18 protein-coding genes are annotated in these 17,598 nt (G+C 44.7%); 11 read left to right on the top strand and 7 right to left on the bottom strand.

The window, feature by feature from the left end; genetic code table 11:
• The first annotated feature begins 38 nt into the window (after positions 1 to 38).
• The 4 genes from ACWXW9_RS14235 (at position 39) to pdxR (ending at position 5,688) form a co-directional block, all read left to right on the top strand.
• Positions 39 to 1,223: a PLP-dependent transferase gene (locus tag ACWXW9_RS14235; protein WP_494929929.1), complete on the top strand. Its 1,185-nt coding sequence runs from the start codon at positions 39 to 41 to the stop codon at positions 1,221 to 1,223.
• Positions 1,220 to 2,398, top strand: a complete 1,179-nt coding sequence (locus ACWXW9_RS14230) for a trans-sulfuration enzyme family protein (protein ID WP_494929928.1) — start codon at positions 1,220 to 1,222, stop codon at positions 2,396 to 2,398. The genes ACWXW9_RS14235 and ACWXW9_RS14230 overlap by 4 nt, the downstream gene beginning before the upstream one ends.
• Positions 2,399 to 2,802: 404 nt before the next feature.
• Positions 2,803 to 3,936, top strand: a complete 1,134-nt coding sequence (gene mqnC / locus ACWXW9_RS14225; protein WP_494929927.1) for a cyclic dehypoxanthinyl futalosine synthase — start codon at positions 2,803 to 2,805, stop codon at positions 3,934 to 3,936.
• A gap of 321 nt (positions 3,937 to 4,257) precedes the next feature.
• Positions 4,258 to 5,688: a MocR-like pyridoxine biosynthesis transcription factor PdxR gene (pdxR, locus tag ACWXW9_RS14220; protein WP_494929926.1), complete on the top strand. Its 1,431-nt coding sequence runs from the start codon at positions 4,258 to 4,260 to the stop codon at positions 5,686 to 5,688.
• Positions 5,689 to 5,944: 256 nt separating this feature from the next.
• Here pdxR and ACWXW9_RS14215 read toward each other — a convergent pair whose 3' ends face one another.
• From ACWXW9_RS14215 to ACWXW9_RS14205, 3 genes are all read right to left on the bottom strand, one after another.
• Entirely contained in the window at positions 5,945 to 7,174 is a 1,230-nt protein-coding gene (locus ACWXW9_RS14215; protein ID WP_494929925.1) for a benzoate/H(+) symporter BenE family transporter, read from the bottom strand.
• 21 nt (positions 7,175 to 7,195) lie between these two features.
• Positions 7,196 to 7,939, bottom strand: coding sequence for a YggS family pyridoxal phosphate-dependent enzyme (locus ACWXW9_RS14210; RefSeq protein WP_494930018.1), 744 nt, complete (start codon positions 7,937 to 7,939; stop codon positions 7,196 to 7,198).
• A 291-nt stretch (positions 7,940 to 8,230) separates the two neighbouring features.
• Positions 8,231 to 8,767: a pyridoxamine 5'-phosphate oxidase family protein gene (locus tag ACWXW9_RS14205; RefSeq protein ID WP_494929924.1), complete on the bottom strand. Its 537-nt coding sequence runs from the start codon at positions 8,765 to 8,767 to the stop codon at positions 8,231 to 8,233.
• A 155-nt stretch (positions 8,768 to 8,922) separates the two neighbouring features.
• Here ACWXW9_RS14205 and ACWXW9_RS14200 point away from each other — a divergent pair, with 155 nt between their 5' ends.
• From ACWXW9_RS14200 to ACWXW9_RS14190, 3 genes are all read left to right on the top strand, one after another.
• Positions 8,923 to 9,051, top strand: a complete 129-nt coding sequence (locus tag ACWXW9_RS14200; RefSeq protein ID WP_494930029.1) for a hypothetical protein — start codon at positions 8,923 to 8,925, stop codon at positions 9,049 to 9,051.
• Positions 9,052 to 9,258: 207 nt separating this feature from the next.
• A complete protein-coding gene (locus tag ACWXW9_RS14195; RefSeq protein WP_494929923.1) occupies positions 9,259 to 9,864 on the top strand; it encodes a hypothetical protein in 606 nt (201 codons plus the stop codon).
• Between the two features lie 121 nt (positions 9,865 to 9,985).
• Positions 9,986 to 10,075: a putative holin-like toxin gene (locus ACWXW9_RS14190; RefSeq protein WP_007429455.1), complete on the top strand. Its 90-nt coding sequence runs from the start codon at positions 9,986 to 9,988 to the stop codon at positions 10,073 to 10,075.
• A gap of 205 nt (positions 10,076 to 10,280) precedes the next feature.
• Here ACWXW9_RS14190 and ACWXW9_RS14185 read toward each other — a convergent pair whose 3' ends face one another.
• From ACWXW9_RS14185 to ACWXW9_RS14170, 4 genes are all read right to left on the bottom strand, one after another.
• Positions 10,281 to 11,144 (bottom strand): YitT family protein, encoded by an 864-nt coding sequence (locus ACWXW9_RS14185; protein WP_494930017.1) that lies wholly within the window; start codon positions 11,142 to 11,144, stop codon positions 10,281 to 10,283.
• Positions 11,145 to 11,234: 90 nt separating this feature from the next.
• A complete protein-coding gene (locus ACWXW9_RS14180; RefSeq protein ID WP_494929922.1) occupies positions 11,235 to 12,461 on the bottom strand; it encodes a cation:proton antiporter in 1,227 nt (408 codons plus the stop codon).
• A 4-nt stretch (positions 12,462 to 12,465) separates the two neighbouring features.
• Positions 12,466 to 12,960, bottom strand: a complete 495-nt coding sequence (locus tag ACWXW9_RS14175; protein ID WP_494929921.1) for a cation:proton antiporter regulatory subunit — start codon at positions 12,958 to 12,960, stop codon at positions 12,466 to 12,468.
• Between the two features lie 203 nt (positions 12,961 to 13,163).
• Positions 13,164 to 13,559 carry a hypothetical protein gene (locus ACWXW9_RS14170; RefSeq protein WP_494929920.1) on the bottom strand — a complete coding sequence of 132 codons (396 nt, stop codon included), beginning with the start codon at positions 13,557 to 13,559 and terminating at the stop codon, positions 13,164 to 13,166.
• Positions 13,560 to 13,798: 239 nt separating this feature from the next.
• On the opposite strand from ACWXW9_RS14170, the gene ACWXW9_RS14165 reads away from it, so the two are divergent.
• From ACWXW9_RS14165 to ACWXW9_RS14150, 4 genes are all read left to right on the top strand, one after another.
• The gene (locus ACWXW9_RS14165) at positions 13,799 to 14,680 is read left to right on the top strand and encodes a putative sporulation protein YtxC (RefSeq protein ID WP_192511479.1); all 882 of its coding nucleotides are present in this window, start codon (positions 13,799 to 13,801) and stop codon (positions 14,678 to 14,680) included.
• 61 nt (positions 14,681 to 14,741) lie between these two features.
• The gene (locus ACWXW9_RS14160; protein WP_494929919.1) at positions 14,742 to 15,317 is read left to right on the top strand and encodes a 3D domain-containing protein; all 576 of its coding nucleotides are present in this window, start codon (positions 14,742 to 14,744) and stop codon (positions 15,315 to 15,317) included.
• Positions 15,318 to 15,401: 84 nt separating this feature from the next.
• Positions 15,402 to 15,710, top strand: a complete 309-nt coding sequence (locus ACWXW9_RS14155; RefSeq protein ID WP_494929918.1) for a hypothetical protein — start codon at positions 15,402 to 15,404, stop codon at positions 15,708 to 15,710.
• A 194-nt stretch (positions 15,711 to 15,904) separates the two neighbouring features.
• Positions 15,905 to 17,500, top strand: coding sequence for a S1C family serine protease (locus ACWXW9_RS14150; RefSeq protein WP_494929917.1), 1,596 nt, complete (start codon positions 15,905 to 15,907; stop codon positions 17,498 to 17,500).
• The last annotated feature ends 98 nt before the right edge of the window (positions 17,501 to 17,598 follow it).

Genomic DNA, 17,598 nt, shown 5'->3' with positions numbered 1-17,598 from the left:
TTATAGCACCTAATGTGGAAATGAACAGGAGGATTCATATGAGTGAGAAACAGTGGAAAATTGAAAGCAGATTAGCACAGATTGGTTCAATCGAAGAGCCGGTAACCGGAGCGGTAAATTTTCCGATTTATCAGTCTACAGCGTTTCGCCATCCCCGTCTGGGCCAAAGCACAGGTTTTGATTACATTCGGACGATCAATCCGACACGTAAAGTACTGGAAGAGGCGTCCGCTGCACTGGAATCCGGTGATGCAGGCTTTGCATGCAGTTCAGGTATGGCGGCGCTGCAAACGGTATTTGCCCTGTTTGGACAAGGAGATCATCTGATTGTATCGCTGGATCTGTATGGAGGCACGTATCGTCTGCTGGAACGTATTTTATCCAGATTCGGCGTGACGGCGAGCTATGTGGATACGAATGATCTTGAAGCCATCGAGCAGTCATGTCGACCAAATACAAAAGCGGTATTCATAGAAACGCCTACGAATCCATTAATGATGATTACGGATATTCGGGCTGTAGCCGAATGGGCGTCACAACGTCAGTTGCTTACTATTGTAGATAATACGCTGTTAACACCATATTTCCAGCGTCCTTTGGAGCTGGGTGCCGATATTGTGGTACATAGCGCAACCAAGTATCTGGGCGGACACAATGATGTGCTGGCAGGCTTGATCGTAACCAAGGGTAAAGAGCTGTCAGCCGAAATCTCCTTCCTGCATAATTCCATTGGGGCTGTACTTTCTCCGAGTGATAGCTATCAGTTGATGAAGGGCATGAAAACATTGGCGCTGCGTATGGATCGGCATGAGCATAATGCGACAGTGCTGGCCAATTATCTGCTGACGCATCCGGCGGTGGCTGAGGTGTTTTATCCAGGGCTTGAAGGTCACCCAGGGCGTGAGATTCAAAACAAACAATCCAGCGGCAACACAGGTATTTTCTCGTTTAAAGTAAAAGATGCCCGTTATGTGGAGCCCTTGCTTCGAAACATCAAGCTCATTGCTTTTGCTGAAAGTTTGGGCGGTGTGGAATCGTTAATGACTTATCCTGCTGTACAGACACATGCCGATATACCGGCTGAGATTCGGGATGCGGTTGGGGTGGATGATCGTTTGCTGCGTTTCTCCGTCGGTATTGAACATACGGATGATTTAATTGAAGATTTGCGTTCAGCGTTGGAAGCGGCACGTCAAGAAATCGAAGGAGAGGAACAGCAATGATTGAGGACGTGCGGAAAATCGGGCAAGAGTCGGGAAAAGAACGGAAATTCGCTACCAAGCTGCTGCATTTTGGCTCTGAAATCGATAGTGTTACGGGTGCGTCGAGCGTACCGATTTATCAGGCGTCCACCTTTCACCATCATGATATTTTCAATCCTCCGCTGCATGACTACAGCCGTTCTGGCAATCCGACACGGCAAGCTTTGGAGGACTACATCGCCTTACTGGAGGGTGGAGCGAGAGGTTTTGCCTTTGCATCGGGTATGGCGGCTATATCCAGTACGTTTATGCTGTTGTCCGCTGGGGACCATGTCATTGTTTCGGAAGATGTATATGGAGGGACCTACCGCCTGCTGACTTCTATTTTAAAACGGATGAATATCGAAACCACCTTCGTTGATATGACGGACATCAACCTTGTGAAAGAAGCGTTGCAGGAAAATACGAAGGCTGTATATATGGAGACGCCATCCAACCCAACCCTCAAAATCACCGATGTGGCAGGGATAACGGCTTGGGCCCAGGAGAAAGGACTTCTGACGCTGCTGGATAACACATTCATGACACCTTATTATCAACGTCCAATTGAGCAAGGTGTTGATATCGTGTTGCACAGTGCAACCAAATTTCTCGGCGGCCACAGCGATGTATTGGCAGGTCTTGCGGTAGCACGTACGGAGTCGTTGGGCAGACAAATCAAGCAGCTTCAAAATGGACTTGGAACCGTATTGGCCCCACAGGAGTCGTGGTTGCTTATGCGCGGGATGAAGACACTGGAAGCACGTATGTCTCACAGCGAAAAGAGTGCAGCGAAGCTGGCCAATTGGCTGAACGAGCGTAGTGACATTGAGGCGGTATACTATCCGGGCCTGGAAAATCATCCGGGGCGTGCCGTACATGAAAGCCAATCCAGTGGATACGGTGCGGTTATCTCGTTTGATGTAGGCTCCGGTGAGCGTGCAAAAGAGGTACTCAATCGCATACAAATTCCGATTGTGGCGGTAAGTCTGGGAGCCGTGGAAAGTATCTTGTCGTATCCGGCGATGATGTCACATGCGGCAATGCCACATAGTGTACGTCTGGAGCGGGGAATCACGGATGGTCTGCTACGTTTCTCCGTAGGTCTGGAGGATATTGATGATCTGATCAGTGATCTAAATGAGGCTCTTCGTTAAAAAAACACGGCATAATAAACATAAAATCTAAAAAAGCAGCAAGCTTCTGTGTAGTGGGAAGCTTGCTGCTTTGTGTAAGCGCGACATGGCGGAGGACAATATGAACGTGCTGCACAACCCTTTTTCCCTTTCCATGGGACAATGTACCATAGAATTATAGCTTGTTCGTCGCCATCATCGCCTGGGTAGAAAGCAGAAAGAAACGGGAATAAGTATGGTTCCTTACCTAAAGATATGTTAGTATTATCATTAGGTTTTACTATGCTATATAGCACAGACAAATACAAAGCCAGTCATGAACACATATAATACGACAGGGTTCGAACGCAGGTTTGTGAAATCATTCTCGTTCATAAGTCCTGTCTTTCATTTCGTCCCCCTGTGAAAGCGAAGGAGGATACACCATGAGTGTAATCGACCATATTTTAGATAAAGCTCTGCGCGGCGAACGCCTGAATTTAGAGGACACTGTTGCTTTGTTCGAGTCAGACGAGGTAGAAAAAATCGGTCACGCGGCGAATAAAGTGATGAACCGTATGCATCCTGATCCGATTAAAACTTTCGTCATCGGACGAAATATTAACTATACGAACGTCTGTGACGTATACTGCCGCTTTTGCGCATTTTACCGTAGACCGGGTTCAGATGAAGGCTATGTCCTGCCCGATGAAGTGATTTTCCAGAAAATCAAAGAAACGCAGGGTGTAGGCGGCACCGAAATTCTGATGCAAGGTGGAGTGAATCCTAACCTGCCGTTCAGTTACTATACCGATTTGCTCAAAGCGATCAAGGAGCGTTTTCCCGATATTACGATGCATTCCTTCTCGCCGGCTGAAATTCATAAGATGAAGGAAAAATCCGGCTTGTCCATGGAAGATACGATTCGAGCCATTCATGAAGCAGGATTGGATTCCCTGCCAGGCGGGGGCGGAGAAATTTTGGATGACCGCACACGCCGCAAAATCAGCCGTCTCAAAGGCTCTTGGCGGGATTGGATGGACGTGATGCAGACCGCTCACAAGGTGGGTATGAACACGACGGCCACGATGGTTATCGGCTTTGGCGAGTTGATGGAGGAGCGTGCGCTGCATTTACTGCGTGTTCGTGATGCCCAGGACGAATGCATTGAAAATAAATATGATTCCGAAGGCTTCCTGGCCTTTATTCCATGGACCTTCCAGCCGGATAACACAAACCTGAAAAAGGAACGCCAGACGCCGGAGGAATATTTGAAGACTGTTGCAATCAGCCGTCTTGTACTGGATAACATCAAGCATATTCAGTCTTCGTGGGTAACCATGGGACCAGAAATCGGCAAAAAATCACTGTATTACGGTTGCGACGACTTCGGTAGTACCATGATTGAGGAAAACGTCGTTTCCGCCGCAGGCGCAACGTACAAAGTCAACATCGAATCCATTTTACAGCTGATCCGCGAAACGGGTCATGTTCCGGCACAACGCAATACCCGCTATGATATTATTCGTACCTTTGACGGTGTCAGCAGCATCGAACATGATTTTATCATGCAAAATTAAGACAAACACACCATAACTAAATTAACACATAATGGAGCATATAACCTGTTATTTTGCGATAGTAACACAAAACTTGTCTATCATTAATCCAAATGGAAGGATTAATGATAGACAAGTTTTTTTGACGTTGGTTTCCATCATGATTTGGCTGCTTAAAGTTTGGAGAAACGCTCTAGTTGTCCTCTTTTTCTAAATACTATCGTATTGAAAGGCAGCTATCGTCATGATAGTATATTAATTAATGGAGTGTTATAATCATACATTAATAAGTCATTTAAGCAATCCACCTGTTGAATTCAAATACATATGAAGGTGAATCTTATGCTCAAAGTTAACCGAAACGACCAACGTCCCCTATGGCAGCAACTTCTAGACCAAGCGATTCATAATATTAGAACAGGAAAATGGCCACCAGGGGAATTGCTACTCCCATCTCGTGAGCTCGCTTTATTAGTCGGTGTCTCGCGCTCAACCATACAGATTGTTTATGAGGAATTATTCAGCCGTGGATACACCGTGACATCTCGGCGTGGTGGAACAAGGGTAAGTGAGTGGAGCTATATAACAGGCTCTTTTGAAGATGTTATGCCTCAAGGGCCAGTCACCCCCGAATTACCTGTATTAAACGCTGCAGTCAATCATCTACACGGCTGGCTTAGAGGCAAAGAAGAGCAAAATGTGGAGATTGATTTCTGTCCCCACGAGCCTTATTTGGACCAACATTTTCAAAGAACATGGAGACAATCATTTTTACAAGCCTCTACAGAAATGGACTTGGCGAATTGGGCTTATGGTAACTCCTATGGTTTTGTATCACTGCGCGAACAGATACAACGGTATTTGTCACTTGAACGAGGAATCCATGTGCATATGGATCAAATTATGCTAACCTCAGGAGCGCAGCATAGCCTTGATTTGATCGCCCAAGCGCTATTAAATGAAGGAGACACGGTTTCTGTTGAAGATCCCGGTTTTCCTGCAGCTTGGATGACCATGAAATATAGAAGTATGAATGTTGTGCCCGTTCCTGTTGACGAGTACGGATTACAGGTAGATCGCATTCATCCACAATCCAAGCTAACTTTTGTCACGCCTTCGCATCAGTGTGCAGTTGGAGTCATAATGTCGGAACCCCGGAGGCAACAATTGTTACGTAAGGCTACGCAACATCAATTTTGGATTGTTGAGGACGATTATGATAGTGAATTTCGATATCGTGGGGACCCGCTTCCTACGTTATTCAGCCATCAACCCCAAAATACGTTATATATGATGAGCTTTTCCAAAATGGTTGCTCCTGGAATCCGAATATCGGCGATTGTTGGGCCAAAAGGAGCCATCCGACAGCTTGCTCAAGTCCATGCACTCACTTATCGTCATCTTCCAATTATGGAACAATTGACGCTTGCTCATTTTATTGAACACGGGCATTTCATGCGCCATATGAGAAGAGTCAGAAATGTATATCGGCGCAGACATGCAGCCATGACAAAGGCCATAGCTGCTACTGGTCTAGACAAGCGTTTTAAACTCAGTGGGGTAGAAACAGGATTGCACATGCTTCTCGAAGCTGAGGAATCGTTTGACGAAGAAGCTGTGACGAATCAAGCGCTCAAAGAAGGAATACGTGTTTATCCCCTGAGCAATTATTGTCTAAATAGCGATCGAAAAGGATGGGTACTTGGTTTTGCTAAAGTAGATGAGGAGGCAATTGAAGTCGGTATTTATCGCCTTGCGGAGATGCTTTTATAATTCCAGCACCTCCGCGTTATTCCGCTTCATTTCCCATTGCAATCGAAAACCGGTTCCAATTATTGATTTGATTGATAATTATGGTTAAATCCGTGTACTCCTTTTCTCCATAATATCGCCGCGCGGTCGTAAACATATGATCGGTAAGCTCTAATTTTAATTAATCCGATGATTTTTGAATACTTCTGCAATTAATGCGTAATATTTATGTTGTGCCGTGGCTTCAAAAATCGCACCCGTAAACTTTTCAAGCCTTCTATTGCTTCTGCTCAGCTTGTTGTATTACGTTCGTACTATATTGCTTTTTTCGAAATTGTCCATATATCAAAATATGTGCCGCCAAACCTGTAATAAGTCCCCAAAATGCACCCCCAACTCCAAGTAATGTAACATTTGCGGCTGTTGCCAAAAAAGTAATTAATGCTGTCTCACGTCCCTTGGGATCTGTTAATGCGTTGGCAAGGCTACCACCAATTGTACCCAGGAGTGCCAATCCTGCTAATGTCGCGATAAAGGTAGCAGGAAGAATCAGAAACAGAGCAGCCAGCGTCACACCAAAAATGCCGACAACAATGTAAAAAATGCCACAGGCAATACCTGCAATGTAACGTTTTGTTGAATCCTCGTGCGCGTCTTTCCCTGTACAAATCGCCGCTGTAATTGCTGCTACATTAAAGGCGTGTGAGCCAAATGGCGCTGTTAAGAGCGAGCCCAAACCCGTTACAGTCAAAATCGGATTCGCGCTCGTTTTAAATCCGTCATTTCGCAACACTAGCATTCCAGGCATATATTGTCCCGTCAAGGTAATAATAAACAGCGGTAATGCAACACCCAATAAAGCATGAAACGAAAACTCTGGAACGACAAATACCGGCGATGCAATTGCCAATTTGATATTACTGAAATCTACTTTCCCCACACTAATTAAATAAATAAGTCCGATTGCCAAAATACCCACGATAGCGTAACGGGATGTAAACCTTCTTAATACTACATACGCAGAAAACAGGACAACTACAAGCAGAGGGTCAACTTTCGCGCCACCAAAGGCTGAAATGCCAAACTGAAGTAAAATACCTGCCAGCAGCCCTGAAGCAATGCCTGGAGGGATTAGCCGGACGAAACGGTCGAACATCCCTGATAACCCCAAAATAATAAATCCTAAAGCAGAGATAATATAGGCGCCAATCACTTCTGGATAGGGGGTTACAGCTAACGCCGAAACAAGAAAAGCTACGCCTGGTGTTGACCAAGCGGTAATAATCGGTTCACGGTATCGGTAACTTAGCCATATACCAGTTACACCCACACCAATAGAAATCGACCATATCCATGAAGCGGTCATTTCAGAGCTTAGACCTGCTACTTTTGCTGCCTGAAATACGAGAATAAATGTACCCCCATAATTGACAATGACAGATATTAAAGCAGCTATAGTGGGTGAAATTAAATCGCGGCCGCGCAGTGAAGTTGATGTTGTGTTCATAAGCTCTCTCCTGCCTCTCTCCTAATCGTTCTGACGCGCGTTTTCGTTCCAGTAATACGTGTCTGGCAAATAACGTTGGCCAAATACGCTTGTCCCTACGCGTATGATTGTAGCTCCTTCTTCGATGGCAACCTTGAAATCCCCTGACATGCCCATCGAAAGAGTGTCCATTTCTACACGTGGAAATTTTTCCACCATAATCTGTGCCTGAATTTGTTTTAACAATCGGAAGCAATGTCTGGTTTCGTCATTTGAGGCATTCAGTTTTCCAATAGTCATCAAGCCTTTAATGTTTAACGTTTCGAATTGAGACAATTGTTCAACTAACTCCAGTGCTGCTTCTGGCGGAGCGCCAAATTTGCTTTCTTCGTAGGACGTATTGATTTGTACCAAAATATCCATGGTCTTGTTCTCTTTTAAGAGCTGATGATGCAATGCCTGCCCCAATCTCAAACGGTCCACAGAATGAATGAGCTTGACATATTTTACAACGTCTTTTACTTTATTCGTTTGCAGATGTCCGATAAAATGCCATTCCACCTGGTTGTACTGCTGCATAAGTGGTAATTTCCCCAAAAGTTCTTGAGCTTTGTTTTCACCAAATAAAGTTTCGCCCGCTTGAATGGTAATTTTTAATTTTTCAAGGGGTACGGTTTTTGTCGCTAACAACAATTTCACATCTTCTTTCTTGCGCCCTGAAGCTTGGCAAGCCAATTCTATCCGTTGTCGTACGGATTCAAGATTTTCTTCGACTAAATGGCCCATGTTCGTTCTACCCTCTTTCTGCTTCTCACCCATGTATTTTGTGCAAGTATTTTAGCTTTTCGCATTTCTGATCTTCTTATCAAAATTTTTGGTTCTAACATCAGTAAAGAGCCACAGTCCTTATGATTAGGATCCATGGCTTTTGGTCATTACTCGACCTGGCTGGTTTAACTTTCATCCCAAACCCTGTTTTATAGATGTAAGTAACCTCTATATTGGTTCAGGAATGGAGATCACAAAGAAAGACACATGCAAATTGGCAAAAATAAGTGTTTTCATTAGAGACAGCTATTAGACTTTTTTTGCTGGTCTATACATTTTTTCTTCTTCGATTGGATTTTCTTTCGCCGTTATATGATAGGGGTCAATTCGGTATACTTGAACTGGACCTCCGAATACAGCGGACCTATATTTGTCAACGTGCTGTTTGGCTAATGGGCGGTTATAATAATCAGGCACATATTTTCGAATCATTTCCTGCAACATATGTGTAACTTCGTCCAGATCGACAATAGGCTCAGCCTTGCCGAAAATCATAACACTCATATATGCGGTGTCTGTCTTGGCTGGTACTGGATCAGTAATAGTTCCATATTCTTCGCAAACTGTAAAACAAACCTCTGGATTTGTACTCATCACCTGATTTCGTCTCCCGCCTGTAGCTCCATGAAAATAAAGCTTTCCGTTTGACCAAACATAATTGAGCGGAACAACGTATGGCAACTTACCATCAACCATACCCAGATGCCCAATCCTCGCTTTATTCAAGAAAGAATCAATTTTGCAACTGTCTGATACTTCTCTTATCTTGTAACGAACCTTATCCATTTTCAACCACTCCTATAATGTTGGATTGTTTTCGTTAGTATATCAGTGATTGGATTGAGTTAGTACATCCATAATATAATAATCAAACAGTCCATATTTTTTGCTAAGCAGATTCTTTTTCAAAGCCGAGGAGGGGATTCGGCTTTGCTCAAGTTATGAAGCCGTTTAACCAGCGGGGGCTTGAAACGGGTCATGTTCCGGCACAACGCAATACCCGCTATAATATTATTCGTACCTTTGACTGTGCCAGCAGCATCGAACATGACTTTATTATGCAAAATTAGGAATACATCCGTTAATGTATCGTAATCACGACAAAACGCTTATCTATCATTAATCCGTGTAGAGGGATTAGTGTAGATAAGCGTTTTTTGATGTGTTTATAATTATAGATTATTCTTTTTCCTCAAATCGCATTAATATAGATATGTCTTTGATATGTAACCCCACAGGCAAAAGGCAACAAACAAGCGATTAAGGATATTACTCGTATGGAACCAGTTTGGGAGAAGAATGAGGGAGATACCGATACAGAATTGCACTACTACCATATTACAGATTCCCTAAACCGCAAATGGAGCACTATCGGAATTAATGTCTCTGATGCTATTCAAGTATTTGAACAAGGGAACGACAATGTGTGGACACATATTATTGAGCCGGCACCGTTTAATTCTTATCTGACGACTAACGATTTAATCAATATACTCAACGTTGGCCCAGATGCTCGTGATATTCGCAATGCTTTACAAATCATACTGAATAATGTCGAACGGTGCAATGCATTCTTAAATCGAATTGTAAATGTTAATGCTCAAGATATATCCATTCTGCTCTATAAAATGAAGAACGAGTATCTTAAGTATGATCAACTTTCCAACGAGGATTTCATAAAAATGTATGCAGTTAATCCAATCGAAGCCTTGTCAGTTTATTTTCTGGAGACGGTTGATGTACATAAATACTGGGAATGGAGGGCGGTAGGGGGCACAGGTAAAAAGGCTATTCAGTACAAAAGAGATCAACCTTTATTTACTTTCATTCAAGCTATTGAAAGGGCAGAAGATGAGTCACAAAACTATGTATCAGGGTACTAATCTCAAATTTAGACTTAAAACAGGCGTTTTTCTTCCTCTTAATAATATCTATATGGTATAATATCCCTTAACAACAGAATGGCTTAGATGGGCGGTCGGCTAGTCTCCTGCAAAGGAGGTGATGCCTGTGGAGGTTAAAGATACGCTGATGTTGATGATTCAATTTGCAACGTTGGTGATCTTGATTATTTCCTTCAACAAAAAGAAATAGACCGCCCTCTGGAAAAGGTTAGCGGTCTATTTCAGCGCCTTTGTTAACACAGCCACCGCCCTTATAAGCGGCTGTTGCTAAAGAGTGAGGATGCTACAACATCCTTACTCTTTTTTAGTGTATACATCTTAGCTATATTTTATCATATTGCCAACCAGCATGACAATGGAGTAAAGGCGTATTACGGTAAATATACTTGGCTTTGCTATACTTCCCATCGCTTCATATACATAATCTCTGCCTGCGGGTCTGTCATTTGGATGACTGCCTTAAAGCGTTGCAAATCTAATAGGTGAACGCTGTAAACGGTGACCTGTTCATCTTTTTCCTCTGCCAGTTCACCTCTATTTTTGCCCTCTATCTGTGCAGGATTTCCCACAGGCGTACTGTGTATACGAAGCCTGCGGTATAAGGCTTCTTCGATGGTCTGCTGATTCTTGCTGACGACACATACCATACGGTTCAGACCGGTAAACATTAGTCGGGTCGTTTCATAGGCGGCAAGGCAGGATAAGGCTGAATACAGAGCTGGCTCCCAGCCTAGCACGAAGCCAGCCGTAATTAGCAGCAAACCATTACAAAGCATCACAATTTGTATCAACGGAATCTTCCGATGCGTCAGCAACAGATTGGACGGTCGGCCATCGTCAGATTCGTTCAACCCCAGAGAATCGAGCAAACCTCCATGACGGGCCGCCAGCCCTGCGCCAAGTCCGATGCAGATCCCCCCGCCCAGAGCGCATACTACCGGGTGGCCACTCACTGCCGGGAAAGGGGACAGAATAATGGCTGAGCCTGAAAAGGCGAACAAACCGGGAAGCGCCCGAAGCAGCATGGGTTTGTGGGTCGACAGAGAATACAGTAGCATGAGCGGCAAGTTCAAAATGAATAGCAGTAATCCAAAATGCTCTTGTGTGTAAAGGGACATGAGTCTGGAGATGCCTGTGACGCCACCAGCGATCATATCGTGCGGATGCAAAAACAATTCCAGACCGACGGATGCCGTAATTCCGCCAATCACCGTATAAAAGACAGGGAACCTGCTCGCATCTCCCGAAGCGGGCTTCACAAGCCGCCTCATAGAGCTTCGGCATGTTTTACAGCGTGCGGCATAGCCTTCCCTCCTATTGGATTGTCGTATCCAGCTTTTACATTTCAGTTACACCGAGTTCCTCTCTTCCTTTCGAAGGCGGGAGTCCTTGAATTTGAAAACTTTATTCATCATATTAAAAATAGGTTTTGACTGCTTTGCCAGTAACGGAGCCATAATCGCCAATATAAGTACATAGATAGCTGCAAAGGGCTGAACAATATCCAGCAAACCGCCCTCTTTGCCCAAATTAGCCATAATGATCGAGAACTCACCGCGGGCCACAATCGTCAAACCGATATTTGCCGACGCCTTGGGTGACAGAGAGACAGTACGTCCAGCCAGCATCCCGGCCCAAATGTTACCGATTAACGTAAGAATGACTGCTGCCAGCGCAAGCCAGATCGCGTTTCCGCCCAGAGACAGTGGATCAATAGATAGTCCGAAGCTGAAGAAGAACAAAGCGCCAAAGAAATCGCGGAAAGGAACAATTAAATGCTCAATCCGTTTGGCATGTTCTGTTTCGGCCAGCACGAGTCCAATTAGTAAGGCTCCGATGGCTTCCGCCACATGAATCGTTTCCGAAAAACCTGCCACAAGAAACAGGGAGCCAAAAATAACAAGTCCGAATACCTCATTGGAGCGAATACGAAGAATTCGATTTAACAGAGGGACGGCCTTCCGACCGATAATAATAACTGCGAGCATAAAGCCAAGCGCGATTAGCGCAGATAACAGCACACCCCCGAGCGAGGATGAATCGCTGAGAACCAATCCGGAGAGGATGGAGATGTAGACGGCGAGGAAGACATCCTCAAACATAATAATGCCTAATATCATTTCAGTTTCAGCATTGGCGGTTCGCTTCAGATCGACCAACACCTTGGCAGCAATGGCGCTGGAGGAAATCGTCGTGATCCCGGCAATGACCAGTGTCTCTGCAATGGGAAAACCAGTTAGAAAGCCGAGCGCCAGTCCCAACGTAAAATTAATGCCGATATATATGGTGCCGCCCACCGCGATGGAACGGCCTGATTTAATCAAACGGCCTACCGAGAACTCCATTCCCAGGTAGAAGAGAAGAAATAGCACCCCGATTCTTCCCATAAAATCAATAAAAGGCGCGCTTTCGATAAATCGGAAATCAAAATGCCACAGCTCCATCGCATGCGGTCCAACGGCCATTCCAATCAGAATATAAAAAGGGATGACCGATAAGCGCAGTTTGGTGGAGATAAGTCCGGCTGCGGCGATCAGAGCAATAGCCAATCCAACCTCAAATACCAGATGATCCATCCAATCACCCGCTTCCGTTCATAAGAATTTGTTTAAAGCGTTTTTGCTGATCACGTTCCCCGACCACGACCACAGTAGCATCCTCGCTAATAATTACTTCCGGGCCGGGATTTACATACTTGTTCCCTTTTTTCTCAACAATGGCAATAACCGTAGCTCCTGAATTTTGGCGTACATCCAGCTCACCGATGGACTTGCCAACACTAGCATAGTGAGGTTCCACTCTGTACCATTCAATAATAAAATCGTCGAACGTCATTTCTACGCTTTCAAGCTGCTTGGGCTTATACGTCATGCCACCGATAATGGAGGCCACCAATCGCGCTTCCTGGTCACTCAGGGTCGTCATGGAAATACTTTGTTCCAAATCCTCATAATCAAAATGATACAGCTCACGTCTGCCGTCATCATGAATAATTATGACAATGCGATCGCCACTTTCCGCATCTATTCGATACTTAATCCCGATTCCTGGCAAAATAGACTCTCGAATATCCATTTGTAAAGCCTCCTGTATTCTACATTTGTTTAAAATGGGTATGGGAAATAAATCACATACATTAGGTGTGACATGGAACTGTTTCTTCATATTATAAAATTACATTAATTGGCATAAAAACAGACAGAGAACAGACTTACTTATTAAACTATTAGGAAAATTTTACAAAAAGACATGCAAATATGATGTGCATGTAAAAGGGGTTAAGCCACATAACTGGAGGTGAATTTAATGGGGAACAAGTAGAGTTGCTTTTTCAGCTTGTAGATGACAGGAATGAAAGGCAAGCGCAGTTTTGGAATACTCATTAGTAGCACCAACGCCACCAAAATGACAAAGGGAAGTGATTTGGCCGCAGCAATCACCAGATGAAGGACCGGAGAGGATTTACGGATGGCTGGTTTGGAGTGATGCTCCAGCTCATGGGAGTCCGTTTCCAACGAAGAAGTTTCAACAATCGGCATGAGAGAAGATCCCGCAGTAAACTGGAGGGATTGAGTAGTATCTTCCGCATGAAACGTCACAGGAAGGGACAAAATCTGAACGAGGCTCAATATGACAATCATGAGTGTACGCAGCATGTTCAGCATCGTTGACATCTAATCCCCTCCCTCTTGTGAAAAATTCATATTACTATAACCTTAACATACCCTACCCTAAATATTCAAACGTCTTCTGGTTTTGTCCTGAGTTGCAGCCATTCTTTATAACACCGAAACCTTCTCTTTGAAACCCGTTTATTCTCATTTTATGCTGTATCCTGTTTCCAGTCGTTCACTTCGTATAACCCTTTCGAGCCCGCCATATACTGTAATCAGTGATCGAAAGGAGTGAGCCAATGGAACTGTTTACAGTGTGGACCCATACAGACGGAAATCAGGAAAGCGACCGTTTTTATCAGGTGGTCAAGAGCAGAAACAAAGGACTACATATGTCACGGCGCGGATTTCGATTCACTTTCAGACAACTCGAAAACAAAGTGGCATGGACCTGCAAGGGGACAGAAAGCAATCCGGCGTTTGAAAGCTTTCTCCCCTGTGTATACAGCATCATGGCTTCCGCAATAGCGGATTATATTATCGAAGTCAAGGAATGGGGAATGCTTGATCTGATCCTCGCCAACGCCTGCTCGCTGCTGGAGAAAGAGGATACGGAGCAGATTCGCAGCATGGTGCATTCTTTGTTAAAGGATGATGGCCCAAGAGGGCGTATGAAGCGTCACGGCAAACTGTCTGCTTTACTGGAAAAGGATTTTATGGAGCTGCGCGTGATAAATCTGGAAGGACTTATACAGTTCAGATTGAACGCATACAAAAAAGAGCTTGAGGAAATCGTCGACTATGCCATGGAAGAATTTTGGGCGGATCGGCAGTATGAAGAATTTATGGGATTGCTCAAGTACTTTGTGTTTTTTCAGGAAAGTAAAGTTCCGCTGGTACATGTGCTTCATCAGGGTGGACATGATTTTACTATCCTTGATAGCTCCATGGTGCCGATACCGACACCCGATGGAGATGACATTATTGTGGAGATGCCGGGGATTGAACTGGAAATGGAGGTCGAGGACAGAATCGTAAGCACACTTATTTCGATTTCTCCTGCTTCCATTATATTACACACAGACGACGAGCACACCCCCATTGTACGGACGCTCCTGCATATTTTTGAAGATAAAATGAAGCTCAGCAGGCTCTATCCCGGGCAGGATGTTCAAAAATAATTAAGTGCTCGTATAAACCAACGGATTTCTGGAAAACCTTTGCCTCAAGGGGAGGTTTTTTATGAGATCCATGTTGGTATGGAAACGGATTTTGGGAACCGTATTAACCACCACTTGTCTGGTATTGCCCGGCAATGAGGCTTACGGTCATAAAGAGCCGGTCCAGCATAAGAAAGGGCAATCAACGCCTGTTTTGGCTCCACGTGAGGAGCAGGTGATTACAACCATGACGGTCATGGCAACAGGATATACAGCAGGCTATGAATCCACTGGCAAGCGGCCAAGTCATCCCGGTTACGGTATTACGTATTCCGGTGTTAAAGTGCGTCGTGACAAAAACACACTGTCCACGATTGCGGCCGATCCCAAAACATTTCCTTTGGGCAGCATTTTGTACATTCCAGGTTACGGCTACGGTATTGTGGCAGATACAGGATCAGCCATTAAAGGCAATAAAATTGACCTGTACTTCAAAACAACCCGGCAAGTGTATTCTGAATGGGGAAAGAAAGAAGTGGATGTGCAAATCATTAGAAAAGGAAGCGGAAAATGTACGGAGAAGATGCTGAATTCGCTCCAAAAGGTGATCGAGACGCACAAAACCATTCCGGCCGCTACGCTGGATGATTCCATATAATTCGTGTATATTGTCCTTTCCGGCTTCACATACTATGTTGCGGGATAAGCTTATCCCTCAAAACATACTGGGAGGTTGAGAATTATGGCAAATCAAGGCGGAAGTTCGTACACGAATCAAGGCAACAAGGCAAACGCAGGTAGTCAGTACAAAGCGGAATTTGCCCAAGACAACTCGGTAGGTGTCGTTTCTCAAAAGGTGAAAAAGTCCGAACAAAATAAAATTCAGGACAACTACCAGACACCAAATGAGAAATATGGCGAAGAATTCGCAACAGATCAAGCCGGCACAAACTCTGTAGCACAAAAAGTACAAAACTCCAGCCGCAACAAAATTCAAAACAATGCTCAAACACCGAATGAAAAATTCGACGAAAACTTTAACACGAAATAAGAAAGCATATACGATTGACAATGCTCCGGATATATATCCGGGGCATTTCGTGTTTGAACAGGGGGGACGAGTTATGGGGCTAAGGTTTTATCTCCTTTTTAATTGTTTTTAAGGTGGAATTAAGGTTTAAAGTGCAAAATAAAGTCAGCTAAACAACACCACCTTGAAGCATAGGGTTTGGGAGGAGATATACAATGGACGAATTTAAAAATAATAATTCTGGACGCCGGGATGACAACGATCAGGTTGGATCCGATAATACCACCCGGCAGAATGATTCAAATGGTTCCTCATATTACTATTCGTACGGTCCCTTTTCTTCAGTTCAATCAGATGGACAACGCAAGGATGGGAAGCTTGTAGAGAAGGACGTTGAGATTACGCCACCGCAGGCAGTAAGGCCACTTCCTTCTTCATACCATCGTGCCGGGGCTGAGCAACAACAAGACGGCTCGGGTCGGAACAGCGGTAACTGGCAATTTAAACAGAATAAGCCCAAGTCCCAGGTAAAGACGATTTTCCTATCTTTTTTGGCCGGGATGCTGGTTATAACGGTTTTGATGTATACAGCCGACCGTACCAATATGTTTACACCCGAGACGGCGTTAACGTCGGCGGCAGCTGAAAGCGGAGCAACGACTAGTTCGGGAACGACAGGTCAGTCTCCTAACGCAGTTCCGGCTGTGATGCCTTCCGGTACCGCAGACGTTCAATCTGTTGTGGCCAAGGCCGGTCCGGCAGTCGTTAAAATTGAAACGCTGGCCAAGCAATCCAGCAGCAGTGGCAGACAAAGCAGCCCTTATTACAATGACCCGCTGTATCAATACTTTTTCGGTAATCAGTATGGAGACAGTGGTAATAGCGGAAACAACGGCAGCAACAATGACAATGAAGGTAACAATAGCGGACAATTGACACCACTTGGTATTGGTTCCGGCTTTATTTTCGATAAATCAGGCTACATCCTGACGAACAATCACGTTGTTGAAGGCGCGAATGTGGTTCAGGTTACGGTAGAGGGAACCAACAAGCCGTATGAAGCCAAAGTGCTGGGCAAAAATGCAGACCTGGATTTGGCTGTGCTGAAAATTGAAGGCAAGGATAACTTCCCGACGGTAACACTAGGCAACTCCGACAATGCTAAAGTCGGTGAATGGATGGTAGCCATCGGTAACCCTGAAGGCTTTGAGCATTCGGTAACAGCCGGAGTGCTGAGCGCGAAGGAACGTACGATTACGATTAACAGTGAATCGACGGGAAAACCGACTCAATATAAACATTTAATTCAGACCGATGCATCCATTAACCCGGGGAACTCTGGTGGCCCCTTGCTGAACCTGCAAGGACAGGTTATCGGCATGAACGTAGCTGTCAGCGCTGATGCACAGGGAATCGGGTTTGCGATTCCGTCCAATACGATTTTGGAAGTTGTGGATAAGCTGAAAACTAATCAGCCTATTCCAAAAGAACCCGTTCCTTTTATTGGCGCAAGTCTGTTGAACCTGAGCCCCGAAGTAGCCAAGGAATTGGGTACAACCCTGACCGAAGGCTCAGTTGTGCGGGATATTATCTACAAATCGCCAGCTTATCAGGCCGATCTGCGTCCTTATGATGTGATTATCGGTGCTAATGGTACTCCTTACAGCACATCACAGGAGCTGATCGATTTCATTCAAAAGCAAAAAGTAGGTACAGCACTGACGCTTAACATTGAACGGGCTGGACAGAAAAAGGATATTCAGTTAAAAGTGGGTAACAAAAACGACTTTAGCTCGACTCTCCAACAGTAATCGAATCATTCTATAAAAGTGAAAATGTGAAAAGAAACGGAAGGAAGCTGCCTTCCGTTTCTTGCTGTATGCGGCGGCAAGATGCTACACGCGTCTAC

Source organism: Paenibacillus sp. LT-B23 (genome assembly GCF_059417685.1).
This window is presented reverse-complemented; position numbering and strand designations above follow the sequence as displayed.

Bases quoted from the DNA above. Each gene is read 5' to 3' on its own strand.
- ACWXW9_RS14235 (WP_494929929.1), top strand. From the start codon at position 39: ATGAGTGAGAAACAGTGGAAAATTGAAAGCAGATTAGCACAGATTGGT.
- ACWXW9_RS14200 (WP_494930029.1), top strand. From the start codon at position 8,923: ATGAAGCCGTTTAACCAGCGGGGGCTTGAAACGGGTCATGTTCCGGCA.
- ACWXW9_RS14230 (WP_494929928.1), top strand. From the start codon at position 1,220: ATGATTGAGGACGTGCGGAAAATCGGGCAAGAGTCGGGAAAAGAACGG.
- ACWXW9_RS14215 (WP_494929925.1), bottom strand. From the start codon at position 7,174: ATGAACACAACATCAACTTCACTGCGCGGCCGCGATTTAATTTCACCC.
- ACWXW9_RS14210 (WP_494930018.1), bottom strand. From the start codon at position 7,939: ATGGGCCATTTAGTCGAAGAAAATCTTGAATCCGTACGACAACGGATA.
- mqnC (WP_494929927.1), top strand. From the start codon at position 2,803: ATGAGTGTAATCGACCATATTTTAGATAAAGCTCTGCGCGGCGAACGC.
- ACWXW9_RS14160 (WP_494929919.1), top strand. From the start codon at position 14,742: ATGAGATCCATGTTGGTATGGAAACGGATTTTGGGAACCGTATTAACC.
- ACWXW9_RS14155 (WP_494929918.1), top strand. From the start codon at position 15,402: ATGGCAAATCAAGGCGGAAGTTCGTACACGAATCAAGGCAACAAGGCA.
- ACWXW9_RS14175 (WP_494929921.1), bottom strand. From the start codon at position 12,960: ATGGATATTCGAGAGTCTATTTTGCCAGGAATCGGGATTAAGTATCGA.
- ACWXW9_RS14190 (WP_007429455.1), top strand. From the start codon at position 9,986: ATGCCTGTGGAGGTTAAAGATACGCTGATGTTGATGATTCAATTTGCA.
- ACWXW9_RS14150 (WP_494929917.1), top strand. From the start codon at position 15,905: ATGGACGAATTTAAAAATAATAATTCTGGACGCCGGGATGACAACGAT.
- pdxR (WP_494929926.1), top strand. From the start codon at position 4,258: ATGCTCAAAGTTAACCGAAACGACCAACGTCCCCTATGGCAGCAACTT.
- ACWXW9_RS14195 (WP_494929923.1), top strand. From the start codon at position 9,259: ATGGAACCAGTTTGGGAGAAGAATGAGGGAGATACCGATACAGAATTG.
- ACWXW9_RS14180 (WP_494929922.1), bottom strand. From the start codon at position 12,461: ATGGATCATCTGGTATTTGAGGTTGGATTGGCTATTGCTCTGATCGCC.
- ACWXW9_RS14205 (WP_494929924.1), bottom strand. From the start codon at position 8,767: ATGGATAAGGTTCGTTACAAGATAAGAGAAGTATCAGACAGTTGCAAA.
- ACWXW9_RS14170 (WP_494929920.1), bottom strand. From the start codon at position 13,559: ATGTCAACGATGCTGAACATGCTGCGTACACTCATGATTGTCATATTG.
- ACWXW9_RS14165 (WP_192511479.1), top strand. From the start codon at position 13,799: ATGGAACTGTTTACAGTGTGGACCCATACAGACGGAAATCAGGAAAGC.